This window comes from Desulfobacula sp., assembly GCF_030611305.1.
Lineage (GTDB): Bacteria > Desulfobacterota > Desulfobacteria > Desulfobacterales > Desulfobacteraceae > Desulfobacula.
This window is the reverse complement of the sequence record NZ_JAUWQB010000067.1, coordinates 1-18616: the sequence shown is the minus strand read 5'-3', so window position 1 is coordinate 18616 and position 18616 is coordinate 1. Positions and strand designations below refer to the sequence as shown.

At 47.2% G+C, this 18616-nt stretch carries 15 protein-coding genes; 9 read left to right on the top strand and 6 right to left on the bottom strand.

Annotation, left to right across the window (positions count from 1 at the left end):
• The 3 genes from QAI40_RS12560 to betA form a co-directional block, all read left to right on the top strand.
• The coding region (locus QAI40_RS12560) for an aldehyde ferredoxin oxidoreductase family protein (RefSeq protein ID WP_304511655.1) at positions 1–1225 on the top strand (1225 nt) is incomplete at its 5' end.
• A gap of 18 nt (positions 1226–1243) precedes the next feature.
• A complete protein-coding gene (locus QAI40_RS12555; RefSeq protein WP_299977827.1) occupies positions 1244–1834 on the top strand; it encodes a TetR/AcrR family transcriptional regulator in 591 nt (196 codons plus the stop codon).
• Between the two features lie 21 nt (positions 1835–1855).
• Positions 1856–3508, top strand: coding sequence for a choline dehydrogenase (betA, locus tag QAI40_RS12550; protein ID WP_299977829.1), 1653 nt, complete (start codon positions 1856–1858; stop codon positions 3506–3508).
• On the opposite strand, the gene QAI40_RS12545 is transcribed toward betA, so the two are convergent.
• The gene (locus QAI40_RS12545) at positions 3509–3994 is read right to left on the bottom strand and encodes a DUF3124 domain-containing protein (RefSeq protein ID WP_299977832.1); all 486 of its coding nucleotides are present in this window, start codon (positions 3992–3994) and stop codon (positions 3509–3511) included. It lies immediately after the preceding gene.
• A gap of 14 nt (positions 3995–4008) precedes the next feature.
• Positions 4009–4812 (bottom strand): hypothetical protein, encoded by an 804-nt coding sequence (locus QAI40_RS12540; protein WP_299977833.1) that lies wholly within the window; start codon positions 4810–4812, stop codon positions 4009–4011.
• Positions 4813–5043: 231 nt separating this feature from the next.
• Between QAI40_RS12540 and QAI40_RS12535 the strand changes: the two genes are divergently transcribed.
• From QAI40_RS12535 to QAI40_RS12525, 3 genes are read left to right on the top strand one after another with little or no spacing between them, the layout of a single operon-like run.
• Positions 5044–6465, top strand: coding sequence for a trimethylamine methyltransferase family protein (locus QAI40_RS12535; protein ID WP_299977836.1), 1422 nt, complete (start codon positions 5044–5046; stop codon positions 6463–6465).
• Between the two features lie 11 nt (positions 6466–6476).
• Complete coding sequence (locus tag QAI40_RS12530) at positions 6477–7109, top strand: corrinoid protein (protein ID WP_299977839.1); 633 nt, start codon at positions 6477–6479, stop codon at positions 7107–7109.
• A gap of 48 nt (positions 7110–7157) precedes the next feature.
• A complete protein-coding gene (locus QAI40_RS12525) occupies positions 7158–7958 on the top strand; it encodes a dihydropteroate synthase (RefSeq protein ID WP_299977841.1) in 801 nt (266 codons plus the stop codon).
• A gap of 276 nt (positions 7959–8234) precedes the next feature.
• Here QAI40_RS12525 and QAI40_RS12520 read toward each other — a convergent pair whose 3' ends face one another.
• From QAI40_RS12520 to QAI40_RS12505, 4 genes are read right to left on the bottom strand one after another with little or no spacing between them, the layout of a single operon-like run.
• Complete coding sequence (locus QAI40_RS12520; RefSeq protein WP_299977844.1) at positions 8235–9134, bottom strand: DMT family transporter; 900 nt, start codon at positions 9132–9134, stop codon at positions 8235–8237.
• Between the two features lie 27 nt (positions 9135–9161).
• Positions 9162–10094, bottom strand: a complete 933-nt coding sequence (locus QAI40_RS12515; RefSeq protein WP_299977847.1) for an electron transfer flavoprotein subunit alpha/FixB family protein — start codon at positions 10092–10094, stop codon at positions 9162–9164.
• A 13-nt stretch (positions 10095–10107) separates the two neighbouring features.
• Entirely contained in the window at positions 10108–10878 is a 771-nt protein-coding gene (locus QAI40_RS12510; RefSeq protein WP_299977848.1) for an electron transfer flavoprotein subunit beta/FixA family protein, read from the bottom strand.
• A 25-nt stretch (positions 10879–10903) separates the two neighbouring features.
• On the bottom strand, positions 10904–13324 hold the full coding sequence (locus tag QAI40_RS12505; protein WP_299977850.1) for a GcvT family protein: 2421 nt from the start codon (positions 13322–13324) through the stop codon (positions 10904–10906).
• 258 nt (positions 13325–13582) lie between these two features.
• On the opposite strand from QAI40_RS12505, the gene QAI40_RS12500 reads away from it, so the two are divergent.
• From QAI40_RS12500 to QAI40_RS12490, 3 genes are all read left to right on the top strand, one after another.
• A complete protein-coding gene (locus tag QAI40_RS12500) occupies positions 13583–16411 on the top strand; it encodes a DUF1638 domain-containing protein (RefSeq protein ID WP_299977852.1) in 2829 nt (942 codons plus the stop codon).
• Between the two features lie 51 nt (positions 16412–16462).
• Positions 16463–17401, top strand: coding sequence for a sugar phosphate isomerase/epimerase family protein (locus QAI40_RS12495; RefSeq protein WP_299977853.1), 939 nt, complete (start codon positions 16463–16465; stop codon positions 17399–17401).
• The coding region (locus tag QAI40_RS12490; protein ID WP_299977855.1) for a trimethylamine methyltransferase family protein at positions 17379–18616 on the top strand (1238 nt) is incomplete at its 3' end. The genes QAI40_RS12495 and QAI40_RS12490, both read left to right, overlap by 23 nt.

Here is an 18616-nt window from a genome sequence, read left to right as displayed (position 1 = left end):
GGGCTCCAAAAACCTTAAGGCCATTGCAATAAAGGGCACCAAAACAGTTGAAGTCCATAACCCCCAGCGGTTTATCAAGGCCTGCACCACAGCTTTTAAAGAACTTGAAACAAGCCCGGATGTAGAGTCCTTCCGCCAGGCAGGCACAGCCGCTTCAGTTGAGTTTGCCAATGAAACCGGACTTTTGCCCCATAAAAACTATCAGAACGGAACCTTTGCAAAGGCTGCCATGCTGGCAGACAAAGGGCAGGCCAAGCATCTGTGGCTGGGCAGTAATGCCTGCATGGGATGTCCCATCCGGTGTTCCAAAATCGGGGCGGTTCGCACCGGTAAATACAAAGGCATTGTCACGGATATTGTGGAGTATGAATCCGCCGCCCTCATGGGGTCCAACCTGGATATTTCAGATATCAGGGCCGTGGCTCACCTGGTCAAACTCTGCGATCTTTACGGTGTAGATTCCATGTCCACAGGCAATATTATCGGTTTTGCCATGGAAGCCTGTGAAAAAGGCCTGATACAATCTCCAAAAGGTATTGATATAAAATTTGGTGGTGTAGAAGCGGCTGAACATCTGATCCATGCCATAGCCGGCCGAAAAGGCAAGCTTGGAAAACTTCTGTCCAAAGGAGTGAAACAGGCAGCCGAACAAATCGGTGGAAGTGCATTGGATCTGGCCATGCACACCAAAGGGCTTGAATCTCCTGCCTGGGGACCCAGGGGAGTATCAGGCATGGGACTTGCTCTCATGACCACGGACCGGGGCGGATGCCACCAGCGGGGGTTTCCCGTGTCCTATGAACTATCAGGAGAATGGGAAGGGCACCCCCTTGATCCTCTTTCGCCGGTCGGCAAAGCTAAAATGGTGATTGCCCTCCAAAATTATTCTGCAGGCACAGACACCCTGGTTAAATGTGATTTCGCCACTTACGGCATCTCCGACGTAACTTATGCCGAGCTTCTCAGTGCGGCAACGGGCCGGGAGGTGACTGCAGATATTTTTATAAAAACCGGAGAACGGATCTGGAATCTTGTCAGGCACTTTAACCTGGCACAAGGCATGGATGCGTCAAAAGACACCCTTCCCGTACGATTTGTAAGGGAGCCGCTTCCCGACGGACCTGCAAAAGGCCACAGGATTTCAAATAAAGATATGGCCTATATGCGACAGGAATATTATAAGCTGAGGGGATGGAACAAAAAAGGGGTTCCTCCCAAACTCTGAATTCATTGAGGATAAATTATGCCAAACCCCATCAATAAAAAAGAGGCCAAACGAATCGCCACAAGAAAGCGAATTCTCGAGACCGCGACCCATTTATTTGCACGGCTCGGGTACCATAAAACCACGATCCAGGACATTGCCTATCACATCGGCATGACCACGGGAGCAGTATTTCACTACTATGATTCCAAGTCGGATATCCTGGATGATGTCGTAAAAGAGCTTGATCAGAGTTTTGACCGGTACATTGAGTATCTGGGCAAAAGCCATACGGATTATAAGACAATGATCAACGGTATCATGGATATTTTCATGGACCGGTTTCACTACCAGCCGGACAACATTATTGCACTGGCATCACTGGCGGCAGAATTCAGCGGCATCAGGGGACCTGTTATTAAAAAAAACCAGGCCGCCTATGACAAATTCGCAAATGCCCTTGAAAATGCCCTGAATCAAATTTCCAAGAATAAAACAAACCGGGCTGCTGCAATCTGTTTTATTTCAGGCCTTCAGGGTGTGGCACTCCAGGCCCTTGTCAGGGATGGTGAAATGGATATTGATGAGCTGGCGGCTGGATTTATCAGTTTAGTGACTGAGAACCGGTAATACTAAAAAGGAATTATAAGAATGAAAAATATATATGACTATATCATTATTGGCGGCGGTTCGGCCGGGTGTGTTCTGGCCAACAGGCTCAGCCTGGACCCGGCAAACACTGTACTGGTACTGGAAGCCGGCCGGCCTGATTATATCTGGGATGTCTTTATCCATATGCCCGCCGGCCTGACCTTTCCTTTGGGCAACAAATATTATGACTGGTGTTACGAATCCGAACCCGAACCCCACATGCAAAACCGGAAAGTCTTCCATGGCAGAGGAAAAGTGCTGGGCGGATCATCCAGTATCAACGGCATGATTTATATCCGCGGCAATGCCATGGATTATGAAAAATGGGCAAAGGATGCAGGCATGGAAAACTGGGATTATGCCCACAACCTCCCCTATTTCAAACGGGCTGAAAACCGGCTGAAAGGCCCGGATGCATATCACGGCACCGACGGTCCCCTCATCCTTGAAACCGGACCCTGCAAAAACCCGCTTTTCCAGGCATTCCTCAATTCAACCGAACAAGCCGGCTATCCGCTGACCGATGATGTCAACGGATACCGCCAGGAAGGATTCGGTGCCTTTGACCGGAATATCAGCCGGGGACGCCGCCTCAGTGCGGCAAGAGCCTATCTCCACCCGGTCATGAAACAACGGCCCAATCTGGATGTCATCTGCCGGGCCTTTACCACCAAAATTCTGTTTGAGGGCAAAAAAGCCGTGGGTGTAGAATTTATCAAAGGCAAAAAGGGCCGTGCCCAAACCATCCATTCAAGCGAAGTCATCTGTTGTGGCGGTGCCATCAATTCCCCCCAGATTCTCCAGTTATCAGGTATTGGAAATGCCGGGGAACTTGAAAAACTTGGCATCAAACCAGTCCATGATCTTCCCGGTGTTGGCGAAAACATGCAGGATCACCTGGAAGTCTATGTGCAGTACAAAAGCAAAAAACCCGTGTCCATGAACCCCTCCCTTAAATGGTGGAAAAAACCCTTTATCGGCTACCAGTGGCTATTCCACAGGTCAGGAGCAGCTGCCACCAATCATTTTGAGGCCGGCGGATTTATCAGAAGCAACAATGAGGTGGAATACCCCAATATCCAATTTCACTTCCTGCCTCTGGCCATCCGGTACGACGGCAGCCAGCCCAGCCACGAACACGGTTACCAGGTCCATGTGGGTCCCATGTATTCCAATGCCATCGGATCTGTGAAAATCAAGTCTGCCGATCCAAAACAGCACCCGGCCCTGCGCTTCAACTATTTATCCACAGACCAGGACCGCAAAGAATGGGTGGAAGCCATAAGGTGTGCCAGAAAGATCATGAACCAGCCGGCCTTTGATGAATTCAACGGTGGCGAAACCTCTCCGGGCAACCATATCCAGACAGATGAAGATATCCTGAAATGGGTGGCAAAGGATGCGGAAACAGCCCTTCACCCCTCCTGCACCTGCAAAATGGGAAAAGATGACATGGCTGTGGTGGACCCGGATACCATGAAGGTTCACGGCGTTAAAAACCTGCGTGTTGTAGATGCCTCGGTCATGCCCTATGTGACCAACGGCAATATCTATGCCCCGGTCATGATGGTGGCGGAAAAGGCCTGTGACCTCATCCTGGGCAATACTCTGGAACCGCCTTCAACGGCAGGGTTTTACCGGCACAAAGCCTGATTAATCTGATGGTATAATAACTTGACCGCGAGAGGAAAAAGAAACGCCCTGCTGAGACTGTGTTCCAATCATCAGCGATTCAACAATAGGCGGATTAACTGATTTGTCTGACTTCCATTTAACAATAAAATTGGCGCCTGAACCTCCGGTTTTATCTTTTTGTGGTATAACATAGCGTATTGATTCAAGTGGTCTCAGTGTGACGGGTTTATCCAGAAAATTTTTCAGCAGATTCCCCTGCGTTTCATAATAATCGACTGTCGTGATCCTAATTGTATGCTTTGGATCAATATTTCTAATACTTAATGTTACAGTCAATAAAAAGGGCCTTTCCCGGTCACCGCTATAAATATGAGAATAAGCAGGGGCATAAATAGGCTGCCCATTCGACAATTCAACTATTTTTTCAGCATGTAAAGACAGAGGTGCAAAAATGCAAATGGATAAAAGAAAAAGCAGATAAAAACATGGATAACTTTTTTTCATGGTTACTCTCCAGTTCACTTAATATTGTTTACCGAAGGAATTTTAAAACTACAGGGAACTATAACTTGGCACTTTCCACACACATGGGTGGTTTGTTCCAGGCCTGCCAGTTCTTCTCTATCATGAAGATTGGATTTTAATCTTTCCCAGCATTTTTTCCGGTCTATTCCTGTCTCGGAAGATACGGCTCCGACGGGGCAGCGTTTGACACAGACCAGGCATTTATGACCGTTTTTATGAAGGCAAAGCTCCTTTTCTGTAACCAAAGGGCTGTTACCCAGATCGGCTTCGGTGACCAGGCTGCCCAGACGGCCGGTACAGCCGGATGGAGTGATGAACTGAGCATTAACACCAAAACGACCCAGGCCGGCTACATAGCCCAGATGTTTATGGGACCAGCGGGCCATGAGTTTCTTATGATCAAAATTATGCGTTGCCGGAACCAGGGCAGAATGGTATCCGGCATTTTCAAGAAAAAGCTTGATCTGCTCACACAGTCTGTTAATCAATGTATTTGTGGATTCATATGCCAGTCCCCAATTCCTGCAGGGAATCTTGCCTTTATGATTTTCTCTGGCCAGATCTTTGATAAAAGGAACAAAAAAGACAACCACAGACTTACCCGTGGCCAGAAGGCCTTTTGGAAGGACATGGTCATCTGCCGCAATCTCAGGCAGAATATCAAACCGTTCATCTGCCTTTGCCGTGACCGCAAGAGGTGACCGCCAAAAATTTTCCCCGCCTGTGACCTTTGGATAATCTGCCACATACTTTTCAATCAATGCTCTCAAATCACCGGATGTGACAGGTGTTGTCATAATCACCTCTAATCATCGTTTATTAAAACAGCCCAAGAAAATAGTAACGTATCATAAATTATTTAAAAACAATATGGATGTTTTTTCCTTAAAAAAAACCAGGCGTTTTGATATTTCGCTATATAAAAGAAAAAAAAGAACAAATAATCTCCCTGTGGTCTTGCCTTTGGCGACCCCAGGGAGTATCAATTTAAAAAAAGGGAGAATATCCCTCTTAAAGGAGAAAAGACAATGTACGATCGTATGCAGGAACTGAGTATCCAAAATATGGAAAAGATCCATGATGCTGCCATGGATCTCTTAAAAAACACCGGCGTTTCCTTTAATGAAGAAGAAGCCCTTGAAATTTTCAAGGCAACCGGACACCGGGTGGAAGGCGCCACGGTATTTTTTGAAGAATCCGACATTCAAAAAGCATTAAAAACAGCGCCCAAACGGTTCACCGTCCATGCCAGGAACCCGGAAAAAAGTGTAGAAATCGGGGAAGATGATTTTGTCTTCCTGCCCGGATACGGTGCCCCCTTTGTCATGGATGCACAAGGTAACCAGCGCCAGGCCACCATGGAAGATTATGACAATTTCTGCAAGCTGATCCAGACATCCCCATACATCGACATGAACGGCTGGATGATGGTGGAACCGGCTGACATGCCCCATGAGACCGTCCATTTAGATTTGAACCTGTCCAATATGCTCTTGTGCGACAAGCCCTTCATGGGAAGCCCTGTATCCCGCCAGGGCGCCCTGGATGGCATTGAAATGGCCGGTATCCTCTGGGGCGGCAAGGAAAATATCATGGACAAGACCGTGTCTGTCTCCCTAATCAACTCCCTGTCCCCCCTGCAGTTTTCCGATGAAATGGCCGGTGCCCTTATTGAGCTTGCCCGTCATAACCAGGCCTGCGTGATAGCCTCCCTGATCATGGCCGGCGGCTCCGGCCCCGTGACCCTGGACGGAGTTCTGGCTCTCCAGAATGCAGAAATCATGGCCGGCATCACCCTGGCCCAGCTGGTCAGACCGGGAGTCCCCGTAATCTATGGATCCTCCTCCTCTGCCATGGACATGAAAACAGGCGCTCTCTCCATTGGCGCGCCCGAGCTGTCCAAAAACATTCACCTGGTGGCCCAGATGGCGCGGTTCTACAACCTGCCTTCCAGATCCGGCGGCAGCCTGACTGATGCCATGTGTGCCGATGCCCAGGCCGGTGCCGAATCTGCCCTGGCCCTTTCCACCGCAGCCAGAAGCGGAATCAATTTCATCCTTCACTCCTGCGGTATCCTGGGCTCCTATATTGCCATGAGTTTTGAAAAATTTCTCATAGACGAGGAAATCTGCGGCATGGTGCGGAGTATGATACACCCCCTTGCTCTTACCGATGAATCCATTGACATTGATGTAATCAAGGAAGTGGGTATCGGCGGCCAGTATCTGACCCATCCCAAGACCTTCCAGCTATGCCGAACCGAATTTTTCATGCCCACCCTCATGAGCCGGAAAAACCCGGATGCCTGGGCCAAAAACGGAAAAAGACATATCGACAAGGTGGCCGAAGACAAGGTGGCCCAGCGGCTGGCTGCTTACGAAAAACCGGATATCGATCCAAAAATCGAAAAACAATTGACTGAATATGTTAAAAAATGTAAAACCGCGTAAAGGAGAAAAAAATGACTGATTTTAATGCAATGATTGATGCCCTGGTTTCCTGTGATACCGCCAAAGTGAAAGACCTTGTAAACGATGCTCTGGCCCGGAAAACTCCGGCCGGAGATATTCTCAACAAAGGCCTGATTGCCGGCATGGACATCGTGGGTGAAAAAATGGAAAACGGTGATATGTTTATCCCTGAAGTTCTCATGGCTGCCAAAGCCATGGGAGACTGCGTCGCCATTCTCAAACCCCTGTTGGGAGAAGATGAATCTGCCACCAGTGCCAGCGTGATCATCGGCACGGTCAAAGGCGACCTCCATGACATCGGCAAAAATCTCGTGGCCATGATGATGGAAAGCGCAGGCATGGAAGTCCACAACCTCGGAGTGGATATTACCCCTGAGGATTTTGTAACCCAGATCACAGAAAAGAATGCCCGGATCGTATGCCTGTCAGCCCTTTTGACCACCACCATGCCCATGATGAAACAAACAGTGGACGCCATCGTGGAATCAGGACTCAGGGACCAGGTTAAAATTCTTATAGGCGGCGCTCCGGTCACCCAGTCCTTTGCCGATGAAATCGGGGCAGACGGATTTGCAGCAGATGCAGGCGCTGCTTCAAAACTTGCCAAATCCCTGGTAAATTAAATAGGGGCAACTAAGCCTATCGCATAAGTTTTAGGAGAAAAAAAGACCATGTTTGAAGTAATAGGCGAAAGGATCAACACCTCCAGAAAATTTGTCCAGGCAGCTGTGGCAGAGCGGGATGCCGGCTATATCATTGATGATGTAAAAAAACAGCTGGAAGCCGGAGCAAACTATATTGATGTCAATGCCGGGGCCCGGATCGGCCATGAAACCGAAGACATGAAATGGCTCCTTGACACCATCCAGCCTATTGCCACCGTGCCCCTCACCCTGGACAGCCCGGACCCGGCCGTCCTGGAAATGGCTTTTAAAAGGGTGGAAAAGACTCCCATGATCAACTCCATCAGCCTGGAGAAAGAACGGTTTGAAGCCATGATGCCGTTCCTTGAAGGAAAAGACTGCAAGGTCATTGCCCTTTGCATGGATGATGCCGGAATGCCTTCCTCTTCCGATGATATCCTGGGCCGTGCCAGAGGCCTGGTAAAAGAACTCAACGACATCGGCATTCCAACAGCTTCGATCTATGTGGATCCTTTGGTCCAGCCCATCAGCACTGATACAACCAAGGGCAATATGGTCCTTGATGCAGTTCGTGCCATCAAAGCCGAATTTCCTGATGTCCATATTACCGGCGGCCTGTCCAATATTTCCTATGGCCTGCCCCAGAGAAAGGTCATCAACCGGACCTTTGTCAGCCTTATGATGGATGCGGGCATGGATTCCGCCATTATTGATCCGTTGGACAAAAAGATCATGGCCACCATCAGAACCGCAGACATGCTCCTGTCCCATGATGATTTCTGCATGAACTTTCTTAAAGGGGTTCGTTCCGGAGCCATTGAAAGCTAACTCTCCGCCTTGTTAAAAATAGTTGTATAAAAAAATCCCGCTGGCTCTACTCAGCAGGATTTTTTTATACATGCACTGCCCCTGAATTTTAATTTATTTTCCATATCCAATATGGTAATGATACGATAAACAGAGAAAATTTATGCCATCTATTACAATCAATATCATGGAAGGTTTCCACTTATTAATACCTTAATCGGGTAGGCGGGAGTTTTAATCCCTCAGCCCCCACAACAGGATGCAGTAAATGGTAACACTAAGAATTCGGCCTTTCTGCTATCTGCTATGGCGGTATGAAAGCCAGACAACACCTGTGATCACAAGCAGGGTTCCCAACACCTGAACAGATGTGAGCCGTTCTCCCAGCAGAAACCAGGCATAGACCCCTGCAAAGAGGATTTCAGACATGACAAGAATACTGGCAATCCCGGCCTGAATATATTTCATTCCCAGAAGATACAGGGTAAAGGCGCCAAAGGTGGAGAAGGCGATCAATCCGCAAAATGCAAAGCCCATTGCCGGGTTCAGTGGAAACGGCTGGTTTGTGAAGGGCTGAAGGGGCAGCAGCATAATGGACGCTACGCCAAACGCAATGGCAAGACAGGCGGTTGCTCCGTATTTTGACACCATATTTTTACCGCACAGGGTCCAGCCGGCATAGAAAAACGGCACGGTAAACCCGGCTATCAGTCCGGTCGTATTTGTCTGTTCCAAAGAAAAAATGTTTACGCCCGAGGCCATGGCAGTCCCTGTAAAAATAATCATCATGAACCCGATCTTTTCCCTGGTTAATTCTTCTTTCCAGAGGTAAAAAGCCGCCACTGTCACAACTGCAGGCATAGCTGCCTGCATCACTGTGGTAACAGCAGCACCGTTGAGCACAACACTTTCATTGTAAAAGATGTGAAATCCGCCCAGGAAAAATCCCATGCCCACAAGCCAGGGCAGATCCTTTCTCTCTATTTTCAGATTCTGGGGGCGGGTCAAAAGGGTGAACAAAAACAGGGTGACAAATGCTGCCGTGTCCCGCCAGAAAGCCAGGGAGACCGATGTGCCGTTCGAGTTTTCCAGAATAATGGTCACAAAGATGCCGGACATGCCCCAGGCAGCCGCAGCTGCAACAACCAAAGCAGCGCCGACAACCGATCCGTTTATTCGTCCGAGCCGTTCATTCATCTGCAGCGTCATTGAGATTGCATATTATTAAAGTTTTTCAGTCAGCAGTGGGACAACGTCGAAGATATCTCCCACAATGCCATAGTCACACTTGGAAAAAATGGGGGCATCCTTGTCTTCATTAATGGCCACAATAACCTTAGACGTCTTCATGCCGGCAAAATGCTGAACTGCGCCGGAAACCCCGCAGGCAATGTAGAGTTTAGGGCTTACGGTTTTACCGGTCTGGCCCACCTGCATGGAATGAGGGGCATAGCCTGCATCCACGGCTGCTCTGGAAGCGCCCACGGCCGCGCCGAGTTTTTGGGCACAGTCTTCCAGCATTTTATAATTTTCAGCAGCTTTAATGGCCCGGCCTCCTGTGATGATAACCGGGGCTTCGGTCAGGTCCAGTTTATCTGCGCCTGCTTTTTTGGTCTCCACAATTTTAATCAATCCCGGATCTGCCACATCAGCCACAAACTCAATGAGCTCTCCTGCTGTCGGTGCTGCCACAGGTTCAATGGAATTGGGACGAATGGTACACAAAAGAACCGATCCGTTCACTTTAAGTGTGGCAAAGGTTTTACCTGAAAAATGTGATTTTCTTACTTTTTTTTCAGCAATGTTTACCTGCACACAATCTGATACCAGCGGTTGGTCCAGGATGGCGGCAAGTCTTGCAAACAAGTCTCTGCCTGTTGCACTGGCCGTTCCCAGAAGAGTTTCAAAATTATATTCCGTTACTGCTGCTGCAAGGGCCTGGGACTGCAGGTCAGGGCTTGATGAAAGATCGCCCGAAGCTGTAATGCTCACAATATGGGATGCCCCATATTCTGCCAGCTTATCTTTTACGACAGCGGCATCCTGGCCCAGTACCAGGGCATAGATTTCCTGACCGGCAGCAGCCGTCATCACGCCCAGGCTGGTGTCTTTTACCGTATTATTTTCAATTTCAATTAATATTCCTGTCTTAGCCATATCCTTATTCTCCTTATAATACCTTTTCATCTTCTTTAAGAATTCTGACAAGTTCAGTTACCTGATCGTCCACAGACCCTTCAAGCATTGTTGCGCCGGATCTTTCAGGCACAGGTTCAAGTTTTTCAATCATAGTTTTGCCCTGGGATACATCAATACCCAGTTCGGAAAGATCCATTTCTCTGATCTCTTTTTTCTTGGCTTTCATGATGTCCTGAAATTTGGGGTATCTGGGTTCATTAAGGCCCTTTGTTACTCCGATCACACAGGGAAGGCTCATTTCAATGACCTGTTTTTCCCCGCCACCGATTTCCCGCTCAGCAATTGCCTTCCCGCTGTCAATGGTCAGGGTGGAGACCTCATTTACTATCGGCATGTTAAAGGATTTAGCCAGACGATACTGGGTCTGGAAGCTTTCTGTATCAACAGATCCTTTTCCCGTAAAAATCATGTCCGGCAGTCCGTCCTGGTCCATGGCCGCTTTCAAAGCCCGGGCAGTTAAACTTGCGTCCAGAAACTGGCTGTCGGTTTTTATCAGGATGGCCCTGTGAGCTCCCATGGACATGGCGCCTCTGATGGTTGTTACAGCTGTAGCTTTGCCCACGGTCACAATCACCACTTCGCCGCCCTGTTTTTCAACCAGGCTGACCGCTTCTTCAATCCCGTACTCATCATACGGGTTGGGCACAAATTTGATTTCAGAATCTTCAAACCCGTTATCTCCAGCGAGCTTTATAGTGGCTGCAGTGTCAGGTACATGTTTTACGCATACACAGATTTTCATTCTTTCGGTTCCTTATTATTGGCTTCTAGCTCTTCATTCTCTCATTCTTCGGATCATAGAGCGGCATGGTGACGACCTGTGCACTGCGCACCCGCCCTAAGATTTCCACGTCCATTTTTGTTCCGGCCTTTGCAAACTCAGGTGTTACATACCCCAAGGCAATGCTTTTTTCAACCCTGTGGCCGTAACCACCTGATGACGTCATGCCGATGCGGTCTCCATCTTTGAAAATCGGGTTGTATCCCCAGGGATCGGAATCTGTTGCTTCAACAACTAAGCAGACCAGTTTCAAAGGAATCCCTTCTTCTTTTTGCTTTAGAATCCCTTGTTTACCGATAAAATCATCCTTGTCCAGTTTCACGGTCCAGCCCACATTGGTCTCAAGGGGAGTATGGTGAACATTCATTTCACTCTTCCAGGCCAGGTATCCTTTTTCAAGTCGCATGGAATCCATGGCATGCATACCGATGAGACGAATATCAACATCAGCCCCTGCTTCCATCAAGGTGTTGTAAACCGTAATCTGCTGTTCAATGGGATGGAAAATCTCAAACCCCAGTTCCCCAACATAGTTCATGCGGTTGATGCGACATTTCGTCCGGCCCACATAAATTTCCCGGCTGGTGGAAAATTTAAATGCCTCGTTGGACACGTCCCCATAAACTTTTCTTTCCAATACCTTGCGGCTTTCGGGCCCTACAAGAACCAGGCACCCCATTTTATAGGTGAGATCATCCATTTGAACGGACCCGTCGGAAGGAAGGTTGACAATCATCCAGTGCTGATCATGTTTTTTCCCGACACTTGCTGTCACACAGAAAAATTCCTCTTTATTGACCCGTGTAATGGTCATGTCTGATTTGAAATTTCCATTGATGTCCAGCATGGGGCATAAAGCAATGGCACCGTCTTTTTCCGGCACTTTCTGGCAGGTCATGTTATTAAGCCAGACTTTGGCACCTATCCCGGAAATTTTTGTTTTGGCAAAACGAGTGAGATCTATAATCCCCACCTTGTTCATGGCATGCCGGCATTCATCGCCCACCTGCTCGAATGCATTGGACCGTCTCCAGCTTGGTGTTTCATAAAGCGCTTCGCCTTCAGGGGCAAAATAGTTGGGACATTCCCATCCATAATAATCTCCAAATACGGCATTGGCTGCTTTCTGGTATTCATAGATCGGGCTTACCCTGTTGGGTCTTGCCGCATCTCTGAACTCATTGGGAAAAAAAGTGGAATAGAGTCTTGGATAGATGTCTGCAATTTTTTCATGGTTGTATGCCCAGTTGGCGTAGGAACCGAATCGTCTGGAATCTACATGCCACAGATCAATTTCAGGCTCGCCGTTCATGATCCATCCCGCAAGGTAGTGACCGATCCCGCCGGCCTGGGTGATACCAAAACTGTAACCGCAGGCCTGGAAAAAATTTTTCAAAGGTGCGGCAGGACCCACCAATGGATCACCGTTAGGGGTATAGGTAATCGGACCTGCAGTCACATGCTTGAATCCGGTATCTCCCAGAACAGGGAACCTTTCCATGCCCGCCTCAATACAGTCTGCGATATTGTCAATATCAGGGTTCAATTCCTGCTGTGCATAATCCCAGGGCACGCCGTTCTTTTTCCACTGCTGTCCGTTTGCCTCGTACATGCCTAAAATCAAGCTGTCCATCTCCTGTCTCAGATAAACGGATTTATCCGGATCACGAACCAGGGGCAGCATGGTGTCTCTTTCTACAACAGCGTTGATTGTTTCATACAGGATATGGGTGTGGGCAATGGCAATGGAAGGAATCTCAAGGCCGACCATTTTTGAAACTTCGGGTGCCCAGAGTCCTGCTGCATTCACCACAATTTCGCAAGAGATGTTCCCTTTATCTGTTTTGACCAGCCATTCATCGAATTTTTTCTGCTCAATGCCGGTGACAAGCGTGTGAAGATTAAGCTCTGCTCCGTATTTCCTTGCGCCTTTGGCCATGGCCTGGGTCATGGAGTTGGGGTCCACATCCCCGTCATCAGGCCAGTAAAGACCGCCCAAAAGTCCATCTGTATTCATCAAGGGGTGCAGTTTACCCATTTCTTCAGGAGTTACAAAGCTCACATCCAAACCAAGGCAGCGGTTCATGGAATAATAATATCCAAGTTCATCCATGCGATCGGGGTTGTCTGCTGTCCGAATGGAACCTGTGGTATGCCAGCCTGCCGGCTGTCCGGTTTCCTGCTCCAGCTGCTTGAATATTTCTATACTTTTCATGTTCACCTGGGTGCAGTAAAAGCTGGGATGATAAAAAGATACGTTTCCTGCCGCCATCCAGGTAGATCCCGAGGTCAACTCGTGTTTTTCAATCAGCACAACATCTTTCCACCCGTATTTTGACAGATGATAAGCAACACTGACACCGATTGCGCCACCACCGATAATTACTGCTCTTGCATTGGTTTTCATTCTTTTCTCCAAAATTAATAAATTCATTGATGAAGCAATCTGAACAGACAATTTTACAGGAGGCACTTAGCATACCAATCAGAAAAATAATTTGCAAGAAACCAAAGTTAAATGTATGCTGTTAGGATGAAACAGTGATTAGACAGGTTTGCTTTAATGATTCCCAAAATAAAAAGAGGTTTCCAATTTATTTTACTGTAAAATTTTTTACACTTTTGCAGTAATTATTACAGTTGTTTTAAAAAAGAAGATTTTGGAATGAACAAAAAGTTGTATGCAATCGCATGTGCCGTTCTGGCCATTGATATGAAGCACAGTGCCAAAAAACTGGGACTTGATATAGACTATAAATTCCTGGAAGCCGGGCTTCACAATAATCCAAAACTGCTCAAGGAAAAACTCCAGGCTGCCATTGATGAAATCTCAGCAAGTGGTTTATGCGAGCGTATTATCATAGGATACGGTATCTGTGGTAAAGGAACCATTGGTGTTCAATCCCGTGGAGTTCCTTTGACCATTCCCAAGGTGCATGACTGCATTGCTCTCTTTTTAGGGGGAGACCAGGCGTATAAAAATGAATTTAAAAAATTTCCTGGGACGTATTATCTTTCAGCCGGATGGTGTGAAGAAAAAACCGAGCCCATGTCCCAGAGAAAACAATGGGCCTATTTTGGTGATAAAAAACTAGAATTTAACGATCTTGTTGAGAAACACGGCGAAAATGCTGCTCAACAAACCTTTGACTTTCTTAATTCATGGCAGAAAAACTATCAAAGGGCGGCTTTTATAGAAACCGGTGCAAAAACATCTCCCAGGTATGAAAAATTCGCCCAGGAGATGGCCAATGAATACAACTGGGAGTATCATAAAATAAAAGGAGGCCAGGGCTTGATCGAAAAAATGATCACAGCCAGCCGTTCAACATCTGAAATCCTCTTTGTACCGCCCGAACACGTGATAGGGTTTGATGCCATACAATCCACGCTGTCTGCCAATCCCATTATAGATATTGAAACAAAGGGGAATGATATCTCTTCCGGGATGGAAATCGAGGATCAGAAAATTCACAACGATTCTTACATAAAAACCGGATTGGGTATTGATGCCGGTGGCACATACACCGATGCGGTGATTTATGATCTTAAAAAAAATAAAACCCTGTGCAAAGCTAAGTCTTTGACCACAAAATGGGATTTCACGCAAGGAATCAACAGCGCGTTAAGAAAACTTGATCAGAAAAAACTGCTCCGGGTGGAGCTGGTTTCTTTGTCAACCACCCTTGCAACCAATGCCATTGTAGAAAACGAAGGCCAGAAGGTTGGGATGATTCTCATGCCGCCTTATGGTCTTGACATTGATAAAGATATATCCCACCAGCCAAAATCCGTTATTAGAGGACAGCTGGAAATCACGGGCCGACAAATCACTGCCATTGATCCGGATGAAGTAAGACAGAAAGCTTTACAAATGGTTGAGAACCATGGGGTGACAGCATTTGCAGTGTCAGGATTTGCAGGGTCTATTAACCCTGAGCATGAAGTCTGTGTCAAAGAAATTATCCATCAACAGACCGGTTGTTTTGTCACCTGCGGTCATGAATTGTCTGACGCCTTAAATTTTCAGACCCGGGCCATAACCGCCATGCTCAACGCAAGAATTATTCCGCGGCTGGCCAGTTTGCTGCTGGACCTTGAAAAAGTCATGACTTCCCTTGGTATTCATGCGCCAATCGTCGTGGTAAAAGGTGATGGCACATTAATGAGTTCAGCCATGGCTAAACAGCGGCCGGTTGAAACTATTCTTTCAGGGCCTGCTGCCAGCGTGGCAGGTGCAAGACATCTGACCGGGATTAAAGATGCTTTGGTCGTGGACATGGGAGGGACAACAACCGATACGGCTGCCCTGACCAAAAACTTCGTGAGCCTGAATGAAAAAGGATCAAATGTTGGAGGATACAGGACCCATGTTAAAGCCCTTGAGATTCGGACAACAGGCCTTGGCGGAGACAGTCTGATTGAATTTGAGAAAGGGCAGTTTACCATCGGCCCTAAAAGAGTAGCCCCCATTGCATGGCTGGGACAAATGGTTCCCGGAGCAAAAGACGCTTTAAAATTCTTAAATCAGAATCTGCAGCATCATACCGCCTCCACCAGAAAAATGCAGATTCTTACTGTGACCGGTTCCGTAAAACAGCTTGAATCGACTCCCCTGGAAAAAAAAATTATTTCCCTGCTGAAAACAAGACCGCATTCCATTGATGAACTGGTTCAAAAAACTGGTGCCCTTTCCGACAGCAGCCTGCCCCTGCAACGGCTTGAAGAAAATTTTATCCTGCAAAGATGCGGACTCACGTTAACTGACATTTTGCATATCACAGGACAGTTTATTAAATGGGATAGACAACTGGCGCAAGAATATTGCCGGATGTTTTCCTTTCTGACTAAAAAAGAAATGCCCGAATTGACCCGGCATCTCTTGGATATGGGGGTTAATCTGTTAACCCTTGAACTTTTAAAACGCCAGCTGGATGACGAGGTAGATCCCGAAGCCTTGCACACCTGCCCGGTATGTAAGGTTCTGATAAATAATCTGCTTACTCCAAAAAACCCTCATTATGGGATTTCCATAAACTTTAAACGTCCTGTCATCGGCATTGGTGCTCCCATTAAGTATTTTCTTCCTAAGGCCGTAAAACCCCTGAGTGGCCAAGCCATCCTGCCTGATGATGCAGATGTGGCCAATGCCATAGGCGCCATCACCAGTAATGTGGTCATAAAAAAACAATTAAGGATCATACCCGGAGACCAGGGCGGGTTTATAGTGGAAGGAATTGCCGGAACCCGTCAGTTTAGAAACTTTGAAGATGCAGACCGTTTTGCCAGGAAAGAATTGATCCGAATTGTAAGGAAAAGGGCTCTTGCTTCCGGAACCAGCAGTCAAAAAGTTATACTTAAAACCAAAGACCAGATACCGACCACTGCCAGTGGAGATCCTATTTTCATGGGAAGAACCCTTTATGCCAGCTTAACCGGTCGCCCCGATATTGTGTTAAAAAAACATTCTTTGAAAACAGAGGCGATATTATAATGAAGTGGACTTTTTAATTTTATGTATCCCAATAAAAAAGGAAATGATCAAATGCTGCTGGGACTGCATACCTATAGTTTATATCTGCATGGAATCGGTCAGGCATGGGCAGGGTTTAAACTGCCCTGGGAAAGACAGCTTAGCACGTTTCAACTTTTTGATCTTGGGATTGAACTGGGGCTGGACGGGTTTCATCTGGATGACGGTGTCCTGGAAAACCTGGAACCCACTTTTCTCAGGGAAGTTGGTGCAGCGGCAAAAGAGAAGAACCTTTATCTGGAGTACAATATGTCCCTTGATCTGGGGCATTTTGGTATCGGCATTCAGCATGATTTAAAAGATGGCCTGAACACAGCTCAGAATATAGGCGCAGATGTGGTAAAGGTCAGCATGGATCTACCACGACCGCGTCCAAGGGCGGGTAGCCGGTTTCATCCAAAGGTCATGCCCTATCTGAAGGAAACGATAAAAAGGTTGAAATCAGCCGCTCCTATGGCAGAAAGCTATGGCATTTGTCTGGCCCTTGAAAATCATTGTGACAGTTTTTCAGAAGAAATTCTCTGGGTACTCAAAGAGGTGAAGCACTCGTTTGTCGGTGCCTGCATCGATACAATGAATGCCTGGCATATTGCCGAAGATCCGATGAAGGCAATTGAGAACCTTGCGCCTGTTGCATTTACAAATCATTTCAGGGATGATCGTGTTGAATTCTGCCGTGATGGTTTCAGGGTCAGGGGGGTGGCAGTGGGTGCCGGAGATATTGACATGAAAAAAGCATATGAACTCATTAAACTCAAGTCCCCCACCAACCGGATCAATATTGAAACCGAAATGGGGATAAGCCTGGAAGACAGAGAGGAAGCCTTGCGCATCGAACTTGCAACCATCAAAAAGAGTATTCATTTTTGCCGAACCGTGCTTAATATAGGAACAGACAAGTCTGAAATACCACAGGAGAAAAAAACTATTGAAAAAACAGATCCATTTTAATGCGCCGGCCTTATCCTACCTGAATGATGAAAACATTATGAAGATTCATCATGCTTCAATAAAAATCCTTGAGCAAACCGGCTGCAAAATATATCACCCGGCTGTCTGTAATCTGTTAAGAAACAATGGGGCCAAAGTGAGCTCAGATGATAGAGTCTATATCCCCAAAAGCCTTGTTGAGTGGGCCATAGAAAAAGCTCCGTCAAAAATAACTATCTATAACCGGGATAAAAAACCTGCTCTGTTCCTTGAAAAAAACAATGTGTACTACGGCACAGGCTCTGACTGCCAATATCTTTTAGACATGGAAACGGGAGAACCAAAGGATTTTACTTTCAAAGAAATGCAGAATGCCGTCTGCATTGCCGACAGCCTGCCTTATATTGATTTTATCATGAGTATGGGGCTGGCACCTGACCTGGACAATACCACTGCCTTTCAAAAAAAATACTGGGCCATGCTTAAAAACTCGACCAAACCCCAGGTGCTTATCTCAGGCCCTGACATCAATGTTTTAAATGATATTGTAAAAATAGCTTCTGCTGTTGCTGGCAGCAGGGAATCGCTTTGTAAACACCCCAGTTTTCTGCTCCTGGTAGATCCCACATCCCCCCTGGTCCATTCCGAAGAAGTCCTTGAAAAACTGGTATTTATGTCTGAAAACAGGCTGCCTGTCATTTATGCACCCGGCATCATGGCCGGAGCCACAAGTCCTGTATCCATTGCAGGCGCCATTGTTCAGGCAAATGCTGAAATCCTTGCCGGACTTGTCATCCATCAGTTGACCCATCCGGGCGCTCCTTTTGTTTATGGCGGCGGTATGTCTCCCATGGATATGAAAAGCGGTCAGCCCACTTATTCTGCGCCCGAAGCAATGATGGCCCAGGCAGGGCTCTGTCAGATGGGACGTGATTTCTACCATTTACCCACCTGGGGATTTGGCGGCTGCAGTGCGTCCAAACTATGTGATGAACAGGCCGTGAATGAAGCTTCCACATATAATCTGATGGCCTCATGGATGGGAACCAATCTTGTCCATGATGTGGGATATATTGAATTTGGTATGACTTACAGTCTTGAACTGCTGATTTTATGCAATGAATTTATCGGACAGACCAGACGGATGATGGAAGGAATTGTTGTTGATGATGAGCATCTGGCACTGGATGCTATCGACCGGGTGGGACCCGGGGGTACCTTTTTAACTGATCCCCA